Origin of the sequence: Myroides phaeus (genome assembly GCF_900099675.1) — a bacterium.
Taxonomy (GTDB): domain Bacteria; phylum Bacteroidota; class Bacteroidia; order Flavobacteriales; family Flavobacteriaceae; genus Flavobacterium; species Flavobacterium phaeum.
Genome location: NZ_FNDQ01000013.1, coordinates 54,805 through 75,481 on the forward strand (window position 1 = coordinate 54,805; position 20,677 = coordinate 75,481).

Genomic DNA, 20,677 nt, shown 5'->3' on the forward strand with positions numbered 1-20,677 from the left:
GGATATCAAGTAGTTAACACCAGTAGGGTAAGTTATTGTTTAGAGATAATCATTTAGTTGTTTTAATAGAAAGTAGTATTCGGTTTTATTCGATAAGGTGTCTTTGAGATAGGATTAAAATAGTTACATTTACTAAAACCAAAAGTAATATAATTCATGATGTTTGAGAACAGCCTTTCTTATGCAAAGAGTTTAGATAGTAAAGATGTGCTGTCTAAATACAGACAGGAGTTTAATTTTCCAAAAGTAAATGGGAAACAAGTTATCTACTTTACAGGTAATTCATTAGGACTTCAGCCCAAAAGAGCAGTTAAGTTTGTAAATGAAGTAATGACTGATTGGGCAGAATTAGCGGTAGAGGGACATTTCTATGCAGATAAACCTTGGTGGGATTATCACGAGAGATTTTGTGAACCTTTATCAAAAGTTGTAGGGGCAAAAGCAAGTGAGGTTACTGTAATGAATACATTAACAGTTAATTTACACTTGTTAATGGCTACTTTTTATAAACCTACCACAGGTAAGTTTAAAATTATTTGTGAAGAGAAGGCATTTCCGAGTGATCAGTACTTAATACAATCACAAGTACAATGGCATGGATTGAACTATAAAGATGTTGTTGTAGAGGTAAAACGTAGAAAAGGAGAACACAATTTTAGAACGGAAGATATTCTTGCTAAAATTGATGAGGTAGGAGATGAGTTGGCCCTTGTTCTGATAGGAGGAATTAATTATTACACTGGTCAAGTATTAGATATAAAAACGATTACCAATTATGCACAGCAATACAATGCAAAAGTAGGTTGGGATTTAGCTCACGCTGCTGGTAATATAGAATTAAAGTTACACGACTGGAATGTTGATTTTGCAGCTTGGTGTAGCTATAAGTATATGAATGGAGGACCAGGAAACGCTTCTGGTTGTTTTATACATGAAAAGTATCACCAAGATGAAACGCTTGTTCGTTTAGGTGGATGGTGGGGACATAATAAAGAGCGTCGCTTTTTGATGGAAAAAAAATATGATCCAATTGAAAGTGCAAATGGATGGCAGATTAGCAATCCACCGATTCTAAGTTTAGCACCTTATTTAGCCTCTGTAGAAATGTTTTCTGAAGTAGGAATGTCTACGTTAATTGCTAAAAGAGATCAAATAACAGCTTATCTTGATTTTGTTATTCAAGATATAGCAAAAGAAGTAGGAGGTAATTTTGAAGTAATCACTCCAATAGTACCTGAGGAAAGAGCGAGTCAGCTTTCAGTTTTATTACACGGAGAAGGCCGTGAGTTGTTTACTTATTTAATGGAAAAAGGAGTGATAGTAGATTGGCGTGAACCGAATGTAATTCGTTTGGCACCAGTTCCTTTTTACACCTCTTATGAAGATATTTATCACTTTGGACAAATATTGAAACAAGGACTAAAACAATCTAATGTGTAGTATTGTTTTGAGATTGAATTATAATTTTAAATTTGCAAAAAAAATAAACATTTACAGATGTCAACAAAACAGCATAAAATAGACAATTTTGATCCTTCTCAACCAGGATTAGCTGATGCAAGTATTTATGGATTACCTTTTACTGCAGAAGAAAGTGAAATTATTGTAGTTCCAGCACCTTGGGAGGTTACTGTTAGTTATGGAGCAGGTACTTCTGAAGGACCAGAAGCTATTTTAGAAGCTTCTTTTCAAGTAGATTTACATCATCAACAGTATCCTGAGTTGTGGAAATTAGGGATATTTATTGATGAAGCACCTGCACATTGGGCAGAGAATAGTGCAAAATATAAAGAAATGGCTCAGCCAATTATTGAGGCATTAGAGAATGGAGAAGATGTTGCAGAAAATCCGGCATTGCAAAAAGATTTAGATGCTATTAATGAGGCGTGTGAGGTATTCCATAAAGAGGTTGAAGAAAAAATCACTTATTGGATGGAAAAAGGTAAAAAAGTAGTGTTATTAGGAGGAGACCACAGTACGCCATTAGGATACTACAAGTCTTTAGCTAAATATCATGATTCTTTTGGAATTTTACATTTTGATGCACACATGGATCTAAGAGATGCGTATGAAGGATTTACTTATTCTCACGCGTCAATTATGTTCAATACTTTAGGGTTATCTCAAGTTGAAAAAATTGTACAAGTAGGAATTAGAGATTTTTGTGAGCAAGAAGCTGAGGTTGTACATACATCAAATGGAAGAGTATTAGTTCATACAGATTCAGATTTAAAAACAGATGAGTTTGAAGGAATGTCTTGGAAAGCGAAATGTGACCAAATTATAAACTCATTACCTGAGAAAGTTGCTATTAGTTTTGATATTGACGCATTGTTACCTTGGTATTGTCCAAATACAGGAACACCAGTTCCAGGAGGATTAACTTTTGAACAAGCTACTTATATGATTACAAGGTTATCTGAAACTAATAAGCAGATTATTGGTATGGACTTGGTAGAAGTGGCTCCAGGAGAAGATGATTGGGATGGAAACGTAGGAGCAAGATTATTGTTCCATATGTGTGGTGCCTATGCTAAATCACAAGGATTGACAGTAGGAGAAAAAATAGAATTCAAAAAGTAATTTTGATATAAAGATAAAGAGCCATTTTTAGGCTCTTTATTTTTTTGTTATCATTTGTGGTTGTAGCTTTATGAGCTAAAACAAACAGAATTATAAGTAGTTATTATAGTCAAGATAAATTATGAATACTATAGCTTATCTGGTGTAATAGTTTCAAATAGTATAAATGTGATGAGTAGAGATATTGCAGTTGTAGGTAGTGGGTTAGTTGGTGTTGTATTAGCATTAACTTTAAAGAAAAAAGGTTACCAAGTTGTTGTATATGATAAAAGTTGTGATATTAGAACGTTGGACTTTAGAGGGAGATCGATCAATTTAGCTCTTTCAGATAGAGGATGGCGTATTCTTGATAAAATAGATATTGCAGATCAAGTAAGAGCAATTGGGATTCCTATGTATCAAAGAGCAATTCATACAATAGAAGGAGAAGTTAAGCACCAACCTTATAGTATTAAAGGAGATGCTATTTGGGCGATATCAAGAGGAGATTTGAACAAACACCTTATTGCGATAGCAGAAGAAGCAGGTGTGATTTTTAAATTTGAAACACCAATTTGGGATGTTGATTTAGATAACGGAATACTTTATACAGCAAAAGAAGAAGCAATGCAATGGAAAGCTATCAAGCACGATTTAGTAATTGGAGCAGATGGAGCTTATTCACGCATTAGAGCAAGAATGCAAAAACAAAGTAGATTTGAGTATCAACAATCATATTTACACCTTGGATATAAAGAGTTAGTAATTGATGCTGCAGAGGTAGGAGAACATAAATTAGCACCTAATTCTTTTCATATTTGGCCAAGAAAGGACTTTATGCTAATAGCATTAGCAAATGTAGATGGTTCTTTTACTTGTACATTATTTATGCCTTTTGAAGGAGATGTTTCATTTGACAATATTAAAACAGATGAAGATATCAGGGTGTTTTTTGCCAAGTATTTTCCAGAAGTACCTCAGTTAATGCCTGATTATATAGCACAATACTTAAGAAATCCAGTAAACTCATTAGTAACAATGAAATGTTTTCCTTGGATTTACAAGTCAAAAGTTGCTTTAATTGGTGATGCTGCTCACGCAGTAGTTCCATTTTATGGACAAGGATTAAATGCAGGATTAGAAGATGTTTTTGTTTTAAGTGAAATACTTGACGAGTATGATGAAGCAAAATGGGATGAGATTTTGAGTCGCTATCAAGAAATGAGAAAGCCAAATGGAGATGCCATTGCAGAGTTGTCTTATCAAAACTTTAGAGAAATGAGTGAGCATACAGCAGATGATACTTTTTTATTGCGTAAGAAAATAGAGAGTAAGTTTGCTTCTCAATATCCTGATTTATGGTTGCCTTTGTATGATAGAGTTACATTTAGTACTGATACATACGTTGCTGCTTTAGAAATGGGGAAACAGCAAGGTTTATGGATGGATATAATAATGAGAGAAGATAATATTAAAGATAAATGGGATTCTCAGGAGATAATGGAAAAGTTGAAAGAGATTATTCAATCTTAGTAATGTAATAAGAATGTTTAAGTAATAAACATTTTACTATTGATTATTATTAGAATGAACAAAATTGAAGAAGGCTGCCTATATAGACAGCCTCTTTTTTTATTTTTTACCTTTTGTATTATTAGCAAATATTTTATTTAAGATTCCAAAAGCACCACGAATAAATGTAGCACTCGTTACAACTTTTAAAACACTTTTAGTGATATCGTTGTTTTGACTTTTCGGTACAGTAGTAGTGGTTTTGGAAGCTTTTGTAGGCTTTTGGATCTCTAGTTCTTCTGACTGCATTCTTTCTAACTTAGCAGTTAAGATTTCGTAAGCACTTTCTCTGTCAAAATAATTATTGTATTTCTTTGCTAAAGAAGACTTGTCAATAATAGAGTTAATTTCATCATTAGATAAAATATCCATTCTACTCATAGGTGCTCTCATAGCACAAACAGTAAGTGGAGTAGGAATACCTTTTTCGTTTAGAGCAGTCACTAAGGCTTCTCCAGTACCTAATTGTGTAATAATTTCACTGGTTTTATAAAACTCAGTTTGTGGAAAGTTTTCTGAAGCAGTTTTAATTGCTTTTCTATCCTTTTCAGTAAAAGCTCTTAAAGCATGTTGAATTTTCAAACCTAATTGCGCTAACACACCATTTGGAATATCAGTTGGATTTTGCGTAATAAAATAGATACCAATTCCTTTAGAACGAATTAATTTTACTATTGTTTCAATCTGATTAAGTAAAGTTTTGCTTGCTTCATTAAATATTAAGTGCGCTTCATCAATAAAAATTACTAACTCAGGTTGTCCACTATCTCCTTGTTCCGGCATTTGAGAATAAACTTGAGCAAGTAAATTCAACATAAAAGTAGAGAAAAGCTTAGGTTTATCTTGAATATCTGTCAAGCGCAGAATATTAATATAACCAAGGCCTCTTTCATCAACACGCATTAAATCTGAAATATCAAATGACGGTTCTCCAAAGAAAAGTTCTCCACCTTGTTGTTCAATTTCGATGATTTTGCGAATAATTGCACCAGTTGAAGCAGCAGAAATACGTCCATATTCAGCTTCAATTTCACTTTTTCCTTCGTTTGTTAAGTACTGTAAAGTCTTTTTAAAGTCTTTAATATCTAATAAAGGAAGCTTTTTATCATCACAATATTTAAAAATTAGGGATACAATTCCAGATTGAGTTTCATTCAAATCAAGAATTCTACTAAATAAAATAGGACCAAATTCAGTAATTGTAGCACGTAATCGTACACCATTCTGTTCAGAAATAGTCATTAATTCAACAGGAAATCCTTTAGCATTAAAAGATAAATTCATTTGTTGATGTCTATTTCTAATAAAATCATTTTCGATTCCAGGTTGAGCAATTCCACTAAAGTCTCCTTTGATATCCATCATTAAAACAGGTATCCCTTTTGAAGATAATTGTTCAGATAAAACCTGTATAGTTTTGGTTTTTCCTGTCCCTGTTGCTCCAGCGATAAGGCCGTGTCTATTAATGGTTTTTAAAGGAATTTTAACTAAATGATCACTAAGAATAGCGTCGTCTAATTTGGCTCCTCCAATTGTGATATAATCACCTTTAAAAGTGTAGCCATTTTGAAACTGCGATGTGAAGTTTTCTGTATTCATTTATTAAACTTAAATGTGAATATTTTCATTTACAAAGCAAAGATAATGATAAGTAAAATTATAAATAGTATAAAATTGAAATGTTAAAATTGAAGGTTCTATAAAAAATAGTATGGTTTAATTCAAATAGACTTATTATCTTTACCTTTACTTAACATTTCCTTTTATATATGGCTGTTAAATTTCCTTAGTGTTAATTCGTCAAATAAACAATTTAAAAAAAGCATTTTAAATTTTTTTATTTGCTGTAAAAACATAAATTTGCGACTCTCATATGTATTAAAAGAGAAATAAGTAATAAGTAATAATTGAAAAAAAAAGAATTAAATTTTTAAAAAGATGACAAACGAAACAGTTGAGAAAAAAGGATCTAGTTCAGGAGCAAGCAGAGTAATTGCATCACTAGCAGTAGTATTTTGTGTGGTTTTTGGTTACATTATTTGGAAATTTGTAATGGGTAACCCTGCAAACTTTGAAAATGGTGATCCTGAAGGACACCCACTTCCAGGTAACTTCATGGGAATGGTTTATAAAGGAGGAATTGTTGTAGCTGCGTTAATTGGTTTATTAACAATGACAGTAGTTTTCTCAATTGAAAGATTCTTCGTAATCTCTAAAGCTGCAGGAAAAGGAAATGTAAGCAAATTCGTAGAAGATATCCAAGGAACAATCAACGCTGGGAAAATCAACGAAGCAATGGATGCATGTGATGCTCAACAAGGATCAGTAGCTAACGTAGTTAAAGCTGGTTTAGTTAAGTATGAAGAAATGAAAAAAGAAGGTTTCTCAAGTGAAGAAGCTACAGAAGCTATTCAAAAAGAAATCGAAGAAGCTACAACATTAGAGATGCCAATGTTAGAAAGAAACATGATTGTATTAGCTACATTAGTTTCTATTGGTACTTTAGTGGGGTTATTAGGTACAGTAACAGGTATGATTAAAGCGTTCTCTGCTTTAGCAACTTCTGGTACACCTGACTCAGCAGCATTAGCAACAGGTATTTCTGAGGCTTTAGTTTGTACTGCTACAGGTATTGGTACTTCTACATTAGCTATTGTTATGTATAACTCATTTACAACTAAAATTGATAGATTAACTTATTCTATTGACGAAGCAGGTTTTGCTATTACTCAATCTTACAGAAGATTCAAAGGTTTAGTAAAATAATTCGAGAATAAGAATATAATATTAATACTGAAAACCTGTGTTAGTAAGATAACACAGGTTCAGTTTAAAAATTAACTATCAATGGCTAAAGGTAAAATGAAAAAGAAAAGTATGAGAGTGGATATGACCGCGATGTGTGACGTGTCATTCTTACTTTTAACTTTCTTCGTATTGACTTCTACAGCAAAACTTCCAGAGCCATTACCTGTTGATACTCCAAATTCTACAGTGCAAACTAAATTACCAGAGGTGAATTTAGCTACTATTACAGTAGGTGGTGAGAATGGAGCAGAAAAGGTTTTCTTTGGAGTTTTAGGTAAAGAAGATCGTATAGCTACCCTTGAGAAAATGGGTGAGCGTTATGAAATAGAATTTAATGATCAAGAAAAACAGACGTTTTCTTACATAGAGGGTGTTGGAACTCCAATTAAGGATTTGAAAAGTTTCTTGAATCTTCCGCCAGATGTTAGAAATAAAATTAGTGCATCGCAACCTGGAATCCCTACGGATTCAGTAAACAACCAATTAAAGGATTGGGTTCAAACTGCACGTATTGTTGCTAAAGAAAGAAATAACAAAGTACTTGAAGTAGCTATTAAAGCTGATGCTGAGGTACATTACCCTAAGGTAAAAACTGTTATGGATATTTTGCAAGAACAACGTTTGAACAAATTTTATTTGGTAACAGGTCTAAGAAATGAAGATTTTTAATCATTAAAAAAACTGTAAATGGCTGAATTAAATACAGGTGGAGGCGACGGTAAAGGCAAAAAGGTAAGAAGTAAAAAGCAAAATGCAGGTGTTGACTTAACAGCAATGGTGGATTTAGCATTCTTATTGATTACGTTCTTTATGTTGACAACATCAATGAATAAACCGCAGTCTATGAATCTTGCAATGCCTGACAAGGATAAAGATGAATTGCCAGATGAAGATAGTAAGACTAAAGTCGATGAGAATCGTACTATGACTATCTTACTAGGTGCGGATAATAAGTTAAAGTGGTATATGGGGATGCCTCATGAGCCACTTGAGGGACCAACAGAATCTACTTATGGTCAAGCAGGAATAAGACAAGTTATTTTAGAACACAATAAAAAAGCTTTAGCTTATTCTCAAGATCCAGAGAAAGGACTGATTGTTATTATTAGAGCGAGTGAGAGTTCTACTTACCGTAATCTTGTGGATATCTTAGATGAAATGGCAATTACGAATACAAAAGCGTATGCTATCGTTGATATCACAGCACAAGATTTAGAGTTCTTGGGAGAAAAATAGTTAACGTCTTATTGAAAAAAAGAAATTATGTCAAAATTAAATATCTTTAAAAAAGATTGGATTGATATTGTATTCGAAGGACGTAACAAATCTTACGGAGCTTATCAACTAAGATCTGAAAATCCAAAAGTTACTACAGTTGCTTTGTTTGCAGGTATGGCAATGTTTGGTTTAGCAATTGCTTCTCCAATGTTAATTGCAATGGCAAAGGGGACTTTTGGTGTAAAAGAAAAAAAGGTGATTGATCAGGTAATCGAAGTGGTTGATATTAATTTACCACCACCGGTTGAAGATTTACCACCACCACCGCCAGTGGAAGAAACTCCACCGCCACCACCGCCACCGTCAGAGACTAAGTCGGTTAATGATCAAAAGAAATTTGTTGAACCTGAGATCGCTAAGAAAGAAGAAGTAAAAGAAGAAATTGCTAAACAAGACGATTTCAAAGATGCTGACCCTGGTAAAAAAGATCAAAAAGGAGACAAAGAAAAAGGAGATATTAAAACTGGTGAAAAGACAGGTGATGCTGATAAAGGAAAAGGCACTTCTGGTGATGGAGACGGAGACTCAAATGAAGTTTTCGTAGCTGTACAAGTTAGAGCTGAGTATCCTGGAGGTATGGCTGCTTTTAACAAACAGTTTATTAGTAGATTTAGAACACCAGATATTGATTCTGGAGTTAAGAGAATCCAAGTTATTGTTCAGTTTATTGTAGAGAAAGATGGATCTTTAACAGATATCAAAGTAGCACGTGACCCTGGTTATGGAGCTGGTAAGGAAGCTGTGAGAGTATTGAAGTCTATGCCAAATTGGAAGCCTGCAATTCAAAATAACAGAACAGTTCGTTCTCAATTTACATTACCAATTACTATACAAGTACAATAGTATGTTGATAAATAAATTTAAACAGAAATCGCTACTTCAGCGATTTCTGTTCATTTTAGGACTTGTCTTCTTTCTTATTTATTTAGGATTAGGGATAATGTTCTTAGTTTGGAAGGATATGCCAATAGCCTTAGAATACACTAATCGTATTTGGTTTGGAGTATTACTTATCGTATACGGTGTCTTTCGATTTATTCGATTATGGCAACAAGAATAGAAGAAGCTACGTGAAAACGTAGCTTTTTTTGTTTAAAATATTTCTTATCTAGTTCTTTTAATATATATAGTGTTTTTTCAGTATATAGAATTTCATTATTTAAGAATTTCTATTGTTGAAAGTACCTTTAATTTTTTATCTTTAGGGAATAACAATTTTAGTAAGTTCATATCTAATGAAAAAAAGAGGATTTAGATTATTATGCAGTGTTGCATTATTATCTTGTGTTAGCGTAGCTTTTATACAATGTAAAAAAAAGGCTGACCTTGTAATTAAGGAAGAAGTTGATTTTAGTACGTTAGAAGAAACACCAGTTTCAGGACAAACTAATATTTTGGTAGATGAGTCTATCTTTCCTATTGTTAATGATGTTAATGAGATTTTTATGTATGAGTATGATCGTATCAAGATTAATTTACTTAAACATACTGAACAGGAGATTTTAAATTTATTACTAAATGATTCTATTAGAATTGCTGTTTTGCCACGTGAGTTGGATGAAAAAGAGTTAGAACTTTTTAAAGGACGTGTTACTCCAAAGATGACTCACTTTGCTACTGATGCTATTGTTTTTGTTACTAATAAAACATACAATGATAGCGTTATTGATTACAATAGTGTCATTAGTAATTTAAAGAGTAAATCTGTTGATGCTGAGGATAAAACAATTTTAGTATTCGATAATATTAATTCAAGCGTCTCTTCAGCGTTTAGAAAAGAGGCAGATGTTACGGAATTCCCAAAAGATTATGCTTATTATTTGAAAGATACTGATGCCGTAATAGACTATGTAAGTAAAAATAAAAATGCAATTGGCGTGATCGGCTTAAATTGGTTAGTACAACCAACAGCTTCTACAGAAAAGTTGTTAGATGACATTAAAGTTTTAGCTGTAAAGAATTATAAAGATGGAAAGTATTATAAAGCAACTCAGAATAATATAGCAGAGGGGACTTATCCATTAATTAGAAAGGATTACGTGATTGATATTCAAGGAAAGTCTGGATTAGGCGTAGGTTTTGCATCTTATATTGCAGGGTATAAAGGACAACGCATTGTTCTAAAATCAGGGTTAGTACCCTTTAAAGTACCTCCAAGGGAGCTTAACGTTCGTAAAGAAATATAGAAATATCTATAAAACAACCATATCATGATTATGAATAAGAAAATGGTCTTGTCATTATTGGCAGCAGGTATAGTTAGTAGCTCTATGACTGCACAAGATTTGGAGATCGCAAAAAAAGCTATTCAGGATGAGCAATTGGATAAAGCAAAAGCAATCTTACGTTCATTAGTTATTGATAAACCCAATGATGGTAAAAATTATTATTATTTGGGAGATGTTTTTTTAATGGAGGAGCAAGTAGATTCTGCACGCTTCTTTTTTGAGAAAGGTATCGCTGTTAAGATTAAAGGATTCTTGAATAATATTGGTTTAGGACAGTTAGCTTTAGAGGCGAATGATGTAATAAGAGCAAAAGAGTTTTTAAACAAGGCTTTATCAGAAATTCGTAAAAAAGATTATGATGAACAGCTGTTAGTAGCGAATGCTTATTTGAATTCAACAAATAGTCTTCCTAATGAGGCACAAGAAATAGCTAGTGCCATAATTGAAAAAGATTATACAATTGCGGAAGCTCATAATGTGATGGGGAAAGCATATATGGAACAGAAAAACTTTAATGAAGCTTTTTCTTCTTTTAGGAATGCTATTTCTTATGATGACAGCTTACTTGATGCTAAATTACAAATGGCTATTATTACCAAACGCGGGCGTGGGTATAAAGAGGCTATTAGAGTATGTGAAGAAATTCTTGCAATAAATAGTAATTATGCACCTGCCTTTAGAGAAATTGCTGATAATTATTATTTATGGTCTCAAAGAGACAGTAGTAATGAGAAAGCTTATTTAGCTAAAGCTACTGAGAATTATAAAAAGTATATCGTAGCTTCAGATAATGCGACTGAAGCACAAATGAAATATGCTGATTTTTTATTGTTGACCGAGAATTATAAAGCTTTAGAAGAGTTAGCAGTAAATCTGAAAAATGTAAAAGGTATCAATAATCGTATTCTTCGTTATTCGGGTTACGCATTATATAAAAATGGAAAATATAAGGAAGCAATTGATGCAATGACTAAGTTTTTAGGCGTTAGCTCAAAAGCTATTGGTCGTGATTATTTGTATTTAGGTTTAAGTCATATTGCTTTATCAAAAGACAGTAAAGAAAATTATGAAGAAGGAGTTAAGAATTTAAAAGAAGCTATAAAAGTAGAGCCTGCTATTGCAGGGGAATTTAATAGTTTAGGTGTTGATTTATATAGAAAGTCAAAGTATAAACAAGCAATAGATATACTTAGTATTTCTGCGGAAGTTAATGATCAACCAAATGTAAGTTACGATAACTACTATACTGCGTATTGTTATTATCAATTGGGAAGTAGTGATGAAGAAAAACATCAAGAAGATTTAGTAAAAGCTGATCATTATTTCGCTAAAACTATTGCATTAGATTCAAGTATTTCAGAAGCTTACTTCTTTAAAGCAAGAACAAATCGATATTTAAACACAGAAAGAGCTTCTAAAAGTGTTTTTGAAGCTTACCAAGGATTTATAAAATCTTTAGAAGATAAAGGCGAATTGAAGAGTCCAAATTATCAAGATCAAGTAATCGAAGCTTATACATCAATTGCTACATATTATGCAAATAATGAGAAGAACAAAGAAGCAATAGATATTTTTAATAAAGTTTTATCCATTGATTCATCTAATGAATTTGCAAAAAACACGATTCAAGCTTTGCAGTAAAATTAATTATCATAGCTCAAACATATGAAGAACTCATCTTTAATTAGATGAGTTTTTTTATTATAACTAAATTTTGTTTTGTTTATCGCTTATCTTTGCACTTTAATGAAAAGTAAAAATGTTGAAAGAGGAAAACAATAAAGCATTGAAAGAAGGAAAAGAATTACCATTAATGGAGGATTTTTACACTATTCAAGGAGAGGGATTCTATTCAGGACATGCAGCATATTTTATAAGACTTGGCGGATGTGATGTAGGATGTCATTGGTGTGATGTAAAAGAGAGTTGGGATGCAGAACTACATCCATTGACTAAAGTAGAGGATATGGTAGCTAAAGCATCTGAAAATGAAGGTAAGCTTGTTATTATTACAGGAGGTGAACCTTTGATGTACAATTTAGATTACCTTACAAGTGAACTAAAAAAAGCAGGTATGCAAACAAATATTGAAACATCTGGAGCTTATGAAATGAGTGGTGATTTTGATTGGATTTGTTTGTCACCAAAAAAGAATAAATTGCCTACACAAAGTGTTTATGATTCAGCACATGAGTTGAAAGTTGTTATTTATAATAAACATGATTTTATATTTGCAGAGGAACAAGCAGCAAGAGTAAATGGTAATGCTTTGTTATTGTTACAAACGGAATGGAGTAAGAAAGATGAGATGACACCATTAATTGTAGAATACGTTAAGAAAAATCCAAAGTGGAAAATATCTATGCAAACACATAAATATTTGGATATTCCTTAATTAAGTTTAATTTTACAATACATAAAAAATAAAATATGAGAAAAATATTACTATCATTTTTTTTAGTATTTGTAGCTCAATTCTCTTTTGCACAAGATGGATTTAAAGCTGATACTAAAAAATATATGGAGTTAAGCGGACAGTTAAAAACGTTTGAGTTATTAACTAAAGATTTAGCTAATGACGTAGCAGAAGATAAGAGAGCAGACTTTAACAAAGAGTTGAAAGGAAGTTTGAATCTTTTATTAGATAAAATGGCTGATATGTATATGACTGAGTTTACTCACGATGATATCAAGAAATTAATTCAGTTTTATGAATCACCTATTGGAAAAAAACTAAGTGATAAAAATGAAGTTTTATTCGAGAAAGGACAAGAAGTAGGAACTGAATGGGCAATGGGCTTACAAGGTATTTTTATGAAATATCTTGGAGATGATCCTAAAGTAGGAGAATAAATAAAAAAGCGTCTGTGATTTCACAGACGCTTTTTTATTTATACAGTACTATTAGTTGTTTTAAGGTTGTATTAAGCTAAGTTTAGCTAAATAATCATAATTATTACCTTCTTGAATTAATTCGCACGTTAAACCATTTGCATTAGCTGCATTTTGTAGTGTATTGTAATCTAAATATAACCAATCGAATGGGGCTTCAACCTCTCCTTTGTATTCAACAGTAAAAACCAATTCACCATAGTAGTCTTTATTGTCCATAGGAATCCATTTACCACCATCTTCATCTTCATCAAACATATATATTAAATCCGAACTGTCAATTAATATTTGTCCACCAGGATTAAGTAATGACTTAAGATGTGTTAAATATTTAGTAGTATTTATTAGTCTTCCAAAAATACCTGTACCATTCATTAATAGTAAGATTGTATCAAATTTTTCATCTTCGATATCTAAAATATTTTTTACTTCTGCATTTTTAATACCTCTTAGTTTACAAGCCTCTATAGAGTTTGCAGAAATATCAATTGCTTTCACATCAAATCCTTTATTAAGTAGGTATATGCTGTGAGCACCAGCACCACAGCCAACATCAAGTATTTTACCACTACATTTTTTTAAAGCTAATTGTTCCAATTTAGGCATTTCGTTAAATGATCTAAAAAGGTATTGAACATCCATTTCTTCTGCTTCAGAAATGTCTGTTTCAGTAATTAATGACTGAGGGTTATTATTTGTTTGAAAATCTAAAATAGCTTTTCCTAAAAGATCTTTCATTATTTCTTAATTCATTTAAATTTAAAAAGGAGTTGTTGTAATTTTGCAGTAAAATAATCTCCATGGATAAAATACTGAAACAACTTCCTAAAGTTGCCAAAGATAAGCATAATGAAAATAAAAAGTATTTCGATAAATTAAAAAAGAAAGCACCTAAAGACTTAGATTATAAAATGCAAGAGATACACGACAATGTGTTTAAGCGTACAGATTGTTTAAGTTGTGCTAATTGTTGTAAAACCACAGGGCCATTGTTTACCAATGCAGATATTGAAAGAATTGCAAAGCATTTAAAAATGAAACCCCAACAATTTATAGATACTTATCTACAGATTGATGAGGATCGCGATTTTGTTTTACAAAGTCTTCCATGTACTTTTTTAGATGCTGAGAATTATTGTATGATTTATGATGTACGTCCTAAAGCATGTAGAGAATATCCCCATACGGATCGTAAAAAATTTAATCAAATTGCTAATCTTACATTAAAAAATGTTGCTATATGCCCAGCTGCATTTGAAGTTGTGGAAGAGATGAAGAAAAAAATAATTCTAAAGTAAAATTATATAAAGAAGTGTTCTTCTTCTAAAGAAAGAATTTGTTCGTCTGTTAGATCTTCTAATCTATCTACAGCATCTTCAATTCTATCTTTGAAATATTCAACAACTTCTAAAATCATATTCTTTAATTTTTCGAAAAAAGCAACTGCATTGTTTAAATATCCTTTAATTGCTTTAAATAAGTCAAGAATTCTATCAACGAAATCGATTAAGCGATCACTTATGTTCATAATGTAATTTTTAGTTTTTCTCAGTTTGATTTCTTCAAATATAATAAATTATTATAGCAGAGTTTCTTAAAATTACAACAAAGTTTATATGTTGTTTTAATTAGCTTAACCAAGCTTTTAATTCAGAAATACAGTTTTTACTGACCAAAATAGTATTATTATCTTCTGGATTAGGAGTAAGGATAACTTCAATTTTTTGACTATTGTGTTTTACAATATGATGGACAGCTTTTCGATTGATAATGTATTTTCTATTAATTTTAAAGAATACTTTATCATCTAACTTATAGATAATATCTTTAATAGTATCATCATAAATGTAGCTATTGTTGTCAAAAGTTTGAATAAATAAATGCTTACCTGAGGCAAAGAAATAAGCAATATCAGTAGCTTCAATAGATTTTAATTTATGACCATTATTTACTAAGAATCTTTTTCTACATTGATTATTAGCTTGTTCATCTATTTGCACAAGCGTTTCTAATGTTTGTGTTATTTCAAATTTTCGTGTGATATTTTTAAACTTATTTAAGGCGTTTTCAAGTTCAGGCTTTTCAAATGGTTTAAGTATATAGTCAATAGTAAATTGTTTAAAAACTTGAATAGCATAGGAATCAAATGCAGTAACAAAAATTATCGGTGTAGTAACTTCTACTTGTTCAAAAATTTCTAAACTTTTGCCATCACCAAGGTGAATATCCATAAAGATTAGATCGACTGTATTAGTTGTAAAAAAAAGAATTGCCTCCCTTACTGAAGAGAGTATTATGATATCTTCAATTGGAATTACAACTTGTTTTAATAATAGTTTTTTTAAATAGGTAGATGCTAAGAATTCATCTTCTACAATGGCAATTTTCATTTGTCATTTTTGTTTCTACAAAAGTATAAAAATTATGAATACATATGATGATATGTCTGTATAAGGACTGTAGAGTTGATTTAAACTGTAGATATTCTTTGTATTAATCGAGTTATATAGGTTTTAGATACGATGTGAATTATTCTATGTTTTATGAGTGTTATAAACAAAAAAAAGGAAGCTTTAAGCTTCCTTTTTTTCTTGTTGTTTTAAGTGTTTTTAGAGAATTCAAACTATAAGTTTGGATTGTTTTCTCTTGCCTTTTTAGGGAAAGGCAATGTATATCTTACGTCGTTTTCAATAAGTTTATAAACTTGAGAGCCTAAGTTATGTTTAATTTCTTTTTGATCAAGGCGTCTTAAGTCAAACCATCTGCGTCCTTCAAAAGCAAATTCTTTAAAGCTTTCTTCTAAGATAGCTTTGATCATTCCTTTTTGATCTAAACCGTTTAGATAAGCTATTACTTTAGTCGCTGCTTCTGGTTTATATCTATTATTAATGATTGTTTTTAGTGCATCAGTAGCTTCTCCTAATCGATTTAAGTGAGTTAAAGCTTCTGCTTTCATCATATATAAATCAGATGTACGGAAAGACACCTTTTGGTTGTCTTTACCTGTTTTTATAGGAACATAAAAGTCTCCTGATTTTTCAAAAGATACAGCAAACCTTAGATCGTTCTCTTTATCAAATGCATTTAATAGATCTTGTGATACATAAGTCAACGATTGTAAAGTTGACTGTAATGCAGTTTCTAAAGCTAAGATTGACTCTACAGATTTAAAATCTGCAACAGAAATATCTTTAGTTGTGTTTAAGTTTTGTAATTCACTTTTATACGTCATCGCTTTATCAATGCTTACAAGTGCGGCCTCGTACTCTTGTTGATATAAGTTTACTCTTGCTTCTAAAGCATAAATAGCTGCTTGTGTAAAACGGTAGTTTTTACCAGCGTCATAGTAAGTAACTTTCAAATGCTTTTTAGCCATATCAATATCACTGTGAACTTGAGCATAAACTTCAGTCATTGTTGACTTTGGTTTTCTGTTTTCAATATCAATTTTGTTTTGCAATACGATAGCTAAATCAGTTGAAGCAGTTGCAGGGTTATATGGCTTAGCATACAGGTTTGTTAAGTCAAAATAAGCCATTGCTCTAATAGCGTAGGCTTCTCCTAACAATTGCTCTTTTTCATCCCCTGTCTCCATTGTATTAACACCTTCATTAATCGTTTGGTTAGCATAGAAGATTGTTTTGTAAAATTGGTCGTATCCAAATTCCAATGTTTGTTTGTCAGGATTAGCATCTTGAAAGGTATAAACATCTTTAACACCCAAGAAGCCAAAGTTTTCTCCATTTGCTTCTATGAAAACTTCATCTGTACGAAAGTTAGTTAAAGATTTATGTTTAGGATAACCTTGATAAGCAGAAGTTAATACTTTTCGAAAATCTTCCACTGTTTTAGGGATAATCTTTCCTTGAGGTTCAATGTCAAGAAATTTTTCACAACTAATAGTGGTTACTCCTAAGAGTAAACCACTAAGTAATACTAATATTTTTTTCATTTTAGTCTTTGTTAGAAAGTTACATTAAGTCCTAACGTGATTGATTTTTGAATAGGTTGAGCGTAGATATTACCATACGTTTCAGGATCAAAATAACCATCGTAATCAGTTCCAATAACAAATAAGTTACGACCTTCTAATGTAAATCTTACATTGTCTAATCTTAATCTATTTAAAACATCTTTAGGTAATGTATAACCTAAACGAATACTACTAACACGCAAATAGCTAATATCTTTTTTCCAAATATCTAAGTATCTATATGAGTTTCCAGCATCCCCACCAGTAAACCATTTCGCCATCATCCAATTGTCATTACTTAAGTTATTGAAAGGGTCTCCATAGTCATCTCCAATGATTCCAGGTAATGTAGCATTTGGATTATCTGGAGTCCAAGTATTCAATAAATCTGTAGTATAATTTCTTCCAGGGTCAACCATTCCAGGGTTATACGAAGGTGATTTTAAAACTGTTTGCTTGATGTTAAATGCAGTAGATACTGTAATATCAAAGTTTTTAATTTTAAAAGTATTGATTAAACCTCCTGTAAACTTAGGATCTTTATCTCCTGCATAAGAATATAAGTTTCTGTATTCTTCATCAGTTAATTCAGAGATTACTCCAGAACCAGGATAGATTTCAGGCATTTGATCTTTTAACTTGAAGAATTCTGTACCCGAAACTTTTGCCCCATCTTTCCAAAATAAGATATTACCATTCTCGTCAAGACCAGCAGTTTTGATTACGAATACTGCATTAACAGGTCTTCCTTCACGATCAGGTGTTCTTTGTGTATCCGATGTTTGAATTTTGTCAATGTTACTCTTGTTGTGAGAAAAATTGAATGTAGTAGTCCAACTAAATCCAGGATTTGAAATATTTCTTGTTGTCAAAGAAATTTCATAACCTTTATTTGTTATTTGAGCCCAGTTCATATTAGTAAATTCAAAACCTGTTTCAAGAGGTAATGCTCTTAATCCAATTAAGTCAGTACTTTTTCTATTATAAGCGTCAAACCCCAAAGAAATTCTGTTATTGAATAACCCTAAGTCAAATCCGTAGTTTGTATTCGTTGTTTTTTCCCATCTCAAGGTTCCGTTAGGTGCATTTGTTACTTGGATAGTGTTTTCTGGATTACCTGGTAATATAGTTGATGTTTGGTAGTCTCCAATTACAAAAGGAGAAGTTGTTCTATCAATATTTCCTTGTAAACCATAAGAAGCACGTAAACGCAAATTGCTGATGAAATCAACATTTTCCATAAACTTCTCATTCGTAACATTCCAAGAACCTGAAATCGCCCATAATGGTAAATATTTATATTTAGGGTCAACACCAAATAAATTAGACCCATCATATCTAACACTTCCAAAAACAGTATATTTTCTATTAAAAGTATAGGCAGCTGTAGCAAAGAATGAAGCATAAGCATTCTCATCTTCTGTTCTTTTATATGTTTCGTATAGTTTATCAGTAGTGTCAGTACTTCCTTCAGGAAAAACAATAGGTTTTGTTGTTAGAGTATTCGAATCATAACCAAACCCTTTAGACTTAATAGTCGTACGGTCGGTTTTACGAATTTCCATACCAGCCATTACATCTATTTCGTGCATATCGTTGAAGATAGCATTATAAGTAGCTTGTGTTTTCCAGTTGTATTGGAAGTACTTATCAGTAAAGTTTTCAATAATTCCTCCTTCAGGTAAGAAATAATATGGTTTTCCTCCTTTGTAGTAACGAGTACCTTCACGGAATTTTCGTGTAGAGTATGTTTCTTTTCCTAAGTACTTTTCAGTGTCATTATTCTCTAATTGCAACCCTAATTGAGAAGTCAATTTTAAATCTTCTAACACTTGATACTCTAAGTCAAATACAGCTTTTAATGATTTATTTTCTAATTCATAGCTTGTATTGTTTCTTTCTTCCATAAAGTTAAAAGGAACATATCTTCCACTATATCCAGAAATATCTTTGTCATACATATAGCTACCATCTTCGTTAAATGGTGCTAAATATGGATTTGCGTTTCTTGAATAAGTAGATGGATTAATGCTTGAATCAGCATCAGTAACAAAGCTTTTCTTTTTAGATTGAGCTCCAAATAATGCAACACCAACTCTTAATTTATCACTAACTTGAAAGTTGTCTTTTAACGTGATGTTGTAACGCTCAAATCCAGTTCCAATAGTTGTCCCTTCTTCATTAAAATAACCTAATGAGAAGTAGTAATCTGATAAATCAGAACCACCAGAAATACTTAAACCGTATTGTTGGTTAAAAGTAGGACGGTATAATAATTTACCCCAATCAGTATCAGTGTTTTTTAAATTGTTAATAGCAGATTGTGCTTCATAGCTTAAAGCGTCAAAACCACCATTTCTGTATGCTTCTAATTGGTTTGTACCACTTAGAATACGCATCACTTCACCTTGGTTAGAACGAGTATTATAGATGTCACTTCTACCAGCCAACATTAATTCGAAGTCCACTTTTTCAGATGAATTCATTAGATTCAACTTATTAAAGTTAGGTCTTTCGTTGATGAAAGTATTAGCTGTAAAGTTTACTTTCATAGATCCTTTTTTCCCTTTTTTAGTCGTAACTAAGATTACACCATTCGCAGCTCTTGCACCATAAATAGCTGTTGCAGAAGCATCTTTAAGAATAGTGATATCTAAGATATCATCAGGGTTTAGACCTGCGATAGAGTAGTTTTGTAATTCAGCAATACTTCCTTTATCGTTCAGGTCAGGTAAGTCATTTCCTTCTAAAGGCATACCATCAATAACCCATAAAGGATCTTGAGGACCGTTTAGAGATGCTGTACCACGAATTCTAATTTTAGCTGGTCCACCAGGTGCTCCAGTTTGCGGAGTTACAGCAACCCCTGCAATTTGTCCAGCTAACATTTGATCAACGCTTGCAACACCAGCTTGCTCAATATCAGCCATGCTTACTTGTGCTACAGACGAGGTAAGTTTTCTTTTTTCAATCGTTTGATAACCTGTGATAACAACTTCATTTAAGATGTTTTCATCGGCTCCTAACGTTACAACATAGTGCTCTTTCGATGTTAAATTGATTAGTTTAGATTCATAACCAATAAAACTAACTCGAATTGCTTTTGTATCTGTTGGTACTTGAAATGAGAAGTTTCCATCAAAGTCCGTCATAGTACCGATACTTGTACTTTCAATTATACCGTCGTGTCCTGTTGCATTAGAAACAGTTTGTGTTTCTACAATCACAGAAGCACCAGGTAACCCAAGTTTGTCCACGCTATCTTGAACAAAACCTGTAATCACTCTTTTCTCTTGTGCAAATACAAAAGAAATAGTTAATAGTGAAAAAAGGAGGAAAAATTTCTTCATAGTTCCTTTTAAAA

Annotated in this window: 19 protein-coding genes; 13 read left to right on the top strand and 6 right to left on the bottom strand. The window is 31.9% G+C overall.

Annotated elements, in window-relative coordinates; genetic code table 11:
- Positions 1 to 156 precede the first annotated feature (156 nt).
- From kynU to BLT46_RS08195, 3 genes are all read left to right on the top strand, one after another.
- On the top strand, positions 157 to 1,440 hold the full coding sequence (gene kynU / locus BLT46_RS08185; RefSeq protein WP_090408984.1) for a kynureninase: 1,284 nt from the start codon (positions 157 to 159) through the stop codon (positions 1,438 to 1,440).
- A gap of 57 nt (positions 1,441 to 1,497) precedes the next feature.
- Positions 1,498 to 2,583: an agmatinase family protein gene (locus BLT46_RS08190; RefSeq protein ID WP_090408987.1), complete on the top strand. Its 1,086-nt coding sequence runs from the start codon at positions 1,498 to 1,500 to the stop codon at positions 2,581 to 2,583.
- Positions 2,584 to 2,754: 171 nt separating this feature from the next.
- Entirely contained in the window at positions 2,755 to 4,095 is a 1,341-nt protein-coding gene (locus BLT46_RS08195) for an FAD-dependent oxidoreductase (protein WP_090408990.1), read from the top strand.
- Between the two features lie 99 nt (positions 4,096 to 4,194).
- On the opposite strand, the gene BLT46_RS08200 is transcribed toward BLT46_RS08195, so the two are convergent.
- The gene (locus BLT46_RS08200; protein WP_090408993.1) at positions 4,195 to 5,733 is read right to left on the bottom strand and encodes a helicase HerA-like domain-containing protein; all 1,539 of its coding nucleotides are present in this window, start codon (positions 5,731 to 5,733) and stop codon (positions 4,195 to 4,197) included.
- A gap of 339 nt (positions 5,734 to 6,072) precedes the next feature.
- Between BLT46_RS08200 and BLT46_RS08205 the strand changes: the two genes are divergently transcribed.
- The 9 genes from BLT46_RS08205 (at position 6,073) to BLT46_RS08245 (ending at position 13,301) form a co-directional block, all read left to right on the top strand.
- Positions 6,073 to 6,900 (top strand): MotA/TolQ/ExbB proton channel family protein, encoded by an 828-nt coding sequence (locus BLT46_RS08205; RefSeq protein WP_090408996.1) that lies wholly within the window; start codon positions 6,073 to 6,075, stop codon positions 6,898 to 6,900.
- Between the two features lie 81 nt (positions 6,901 to 6,981).
- Positions 6,982 to 7,611, top strand: coding sequence for an ExbD/TolR family protein (locus BLT46_RS08210; RefSeq protein ID WP_090408998.1), 630 nt, complete (start codon positions 6,982 to 6,984; stop codon positions 7,609 to 7,611).
- A gap of 18 nt (positions 7,612 to 7,629) precedes the next feature.
- Complete coding sequence (locus BLT46_RS08215; RefSeq protein ID WP_090409001.1) at positions 7,630 to 8,178, top strand: ExbD/TolR family protein; 549 nt, start codon at positions 7,630 to 7,632, stop codon at positions 8,176 to 8,178.
- A 27-nt stretch (positions 8,179 to 8,205) separates the two neighbouring features.
- Entirely contained in the window at positions 8,206 to 9,063 is an 858-nt protein-coding gene (locus BLT46_RS08220) for an energy transducer TonB (RefSeq protein WP_090409005.1), read from the top strand.
- A 1-nt stretch (position 9,064) separates the two neighbouring features.
- Positions 9,065 to 9,280, top strand: coding sequence for a hypothetical protein (locus BLT46_RS08225; RefSeq protein ID WP_090409008.1), 216 nt, complete (start codon positions 9,065 to 9,067; stop codon positions 9,278 to 9,280).
- 175 nt (positions 9,281 to 9,455) lie between these two features.
- Positions 9,456 to 10,406, top strand: a complete 951-nt coding sequence (locus BLT46_RS08230; protein WP_090409010.1) for a PstS family phosphate ABC transporter substrate-binding protein — start codon at positions 9,456 to 9,458, stop codon at positions 10,404 to 10,406.
- A gap of 30 nt (positions 10,407 to 10,436) precedes the next feature.
- Positions 10,437 to 12,089: a tetratricopeptide repeat protein gene (locus tag BLT46_RS08235; protein WP_090409051.1), complete on the top strand. Its 1,653-nt coding sequence runs from the start codon at positions 10,437 to 10,439 to the stop codon at positions 12,087 to 12,089.
- A gap of 118 nt (positions 12,090 to 12,207) precedes the next feature.
- A complete protein-coding gene (locus BLT46_RS08240) occupies positions 12,208 to 12,843 on the top strand; it encodes a 7-carboxy-7-deazaguanine synthase QueE (RefSeq protein ID WP_090409013.1) in 636 nt (211 codons plus the stop codon).
- 35 nt (positions 12,844 to 12,878) lie between these two features.
- Complete coding sequence (locus BLT46_RS08245) at positions 12,879 to 13,301, top strand: DUF2059 domain-containing protein (protein ID WP_090409016.1); 423 nt, start codon at positions 12,879 to 12,881, stop codon at positions 13,299 to 13,301.
- 60 nt (positions 13,302 to 13,361) lie between these two features.
- Here the strand turns inward: BLT46_RS08245 and BLT46_RS08250 are convergent, their stop codons facing one another.
- Positions 13,362 to 14,078 (bottom strand): class I SAM-dependent methyltransferase, encoded by a 717-nt coding sequence (locus BLT46_RS08250; protein ID WP_090409019.1) that lies wholly within the window; start codon positions 14,076 to 14,078, stop codon positions 13,362 to 13,364.
- A 62-nt stretch (positions 14,079 to 14,140) separates the two neighbouring features.
- Here BLT46_RS08250 and BLT46_RS08255 point away from each other — a divergent pair, with 62 nt between their 5' ends.
- Positions 14,141 to 14,638 (top strand): YkgJ family cysteine cluster protein, encoded by a 498-nt coding sequence (locus BLT46_RS08255; protein WP_090409022.1) that lies wholly within the window; start codon positions 14,141 to 14,143, stop codon positions 14,636 to 14,638.
- Between the two features lie 2 nt (positions 14,639 to 14,640).
- Here the strand turns inward: BLT46_RS08255 and BLT46_RS08260 are convergent, their stop codons facing one another.
- From BLT46_RS08260 to BLT46_RS08275, 4 genes are all read right to left on the bottom strand, one after another.
- Positions 14,641 to 14,868 (bottom strand): hypothetical protein, encoded by a 228-nt coding sequence (locus tag BLT46_RS08260; protein WP_090409024.1) that lies wholly within the window; start codon positions 14,866 to 14,868, stop codon positions 14,641 to 14,643.
- Between the two features lie 100 nt (positions 14,869 to 14,968).
- A complete protein-coding gene (locus tag BLT46_RS08265) occupies positions 14,969 to 15,730 on the bottom strand; it encodes a LytR/AlgR family response regulator transcription factor (protein ID WP_090409027.1) in 762 nt (253 codons plus the stop codon).
- Positions 15,731 to 15,963: 233 nt separating this feature from the next.
- Complete coding sequence (locus tag BLT46_RS08270) at positions 15,964 to 17,292, bottom strand: RagB/SusD family nutrient uptake outer membrane protein (protein WP_090409029.1); 1,329 nt, start codon at positions 17,290 to 17,292, stop codon at positions 15,964 to 15,966.
- Between the two features lie 11 nt (positions 17,293 to 17,303).
- Positions 17,304 to 20,663, bottom strand: a complete 3,360-nt coding sequence (locus tag BLT46_RS08275) for a SusC/RagA family TonB-linked outer membrane protein (RefSeq protein ID WP_090409032.1) — start codon at positions 20,661 to 20,663, stop codon at positions 17,304 to 17,306.
- Positions 20,664 to 20,677 lie beyond the last annotated feature (14 nt).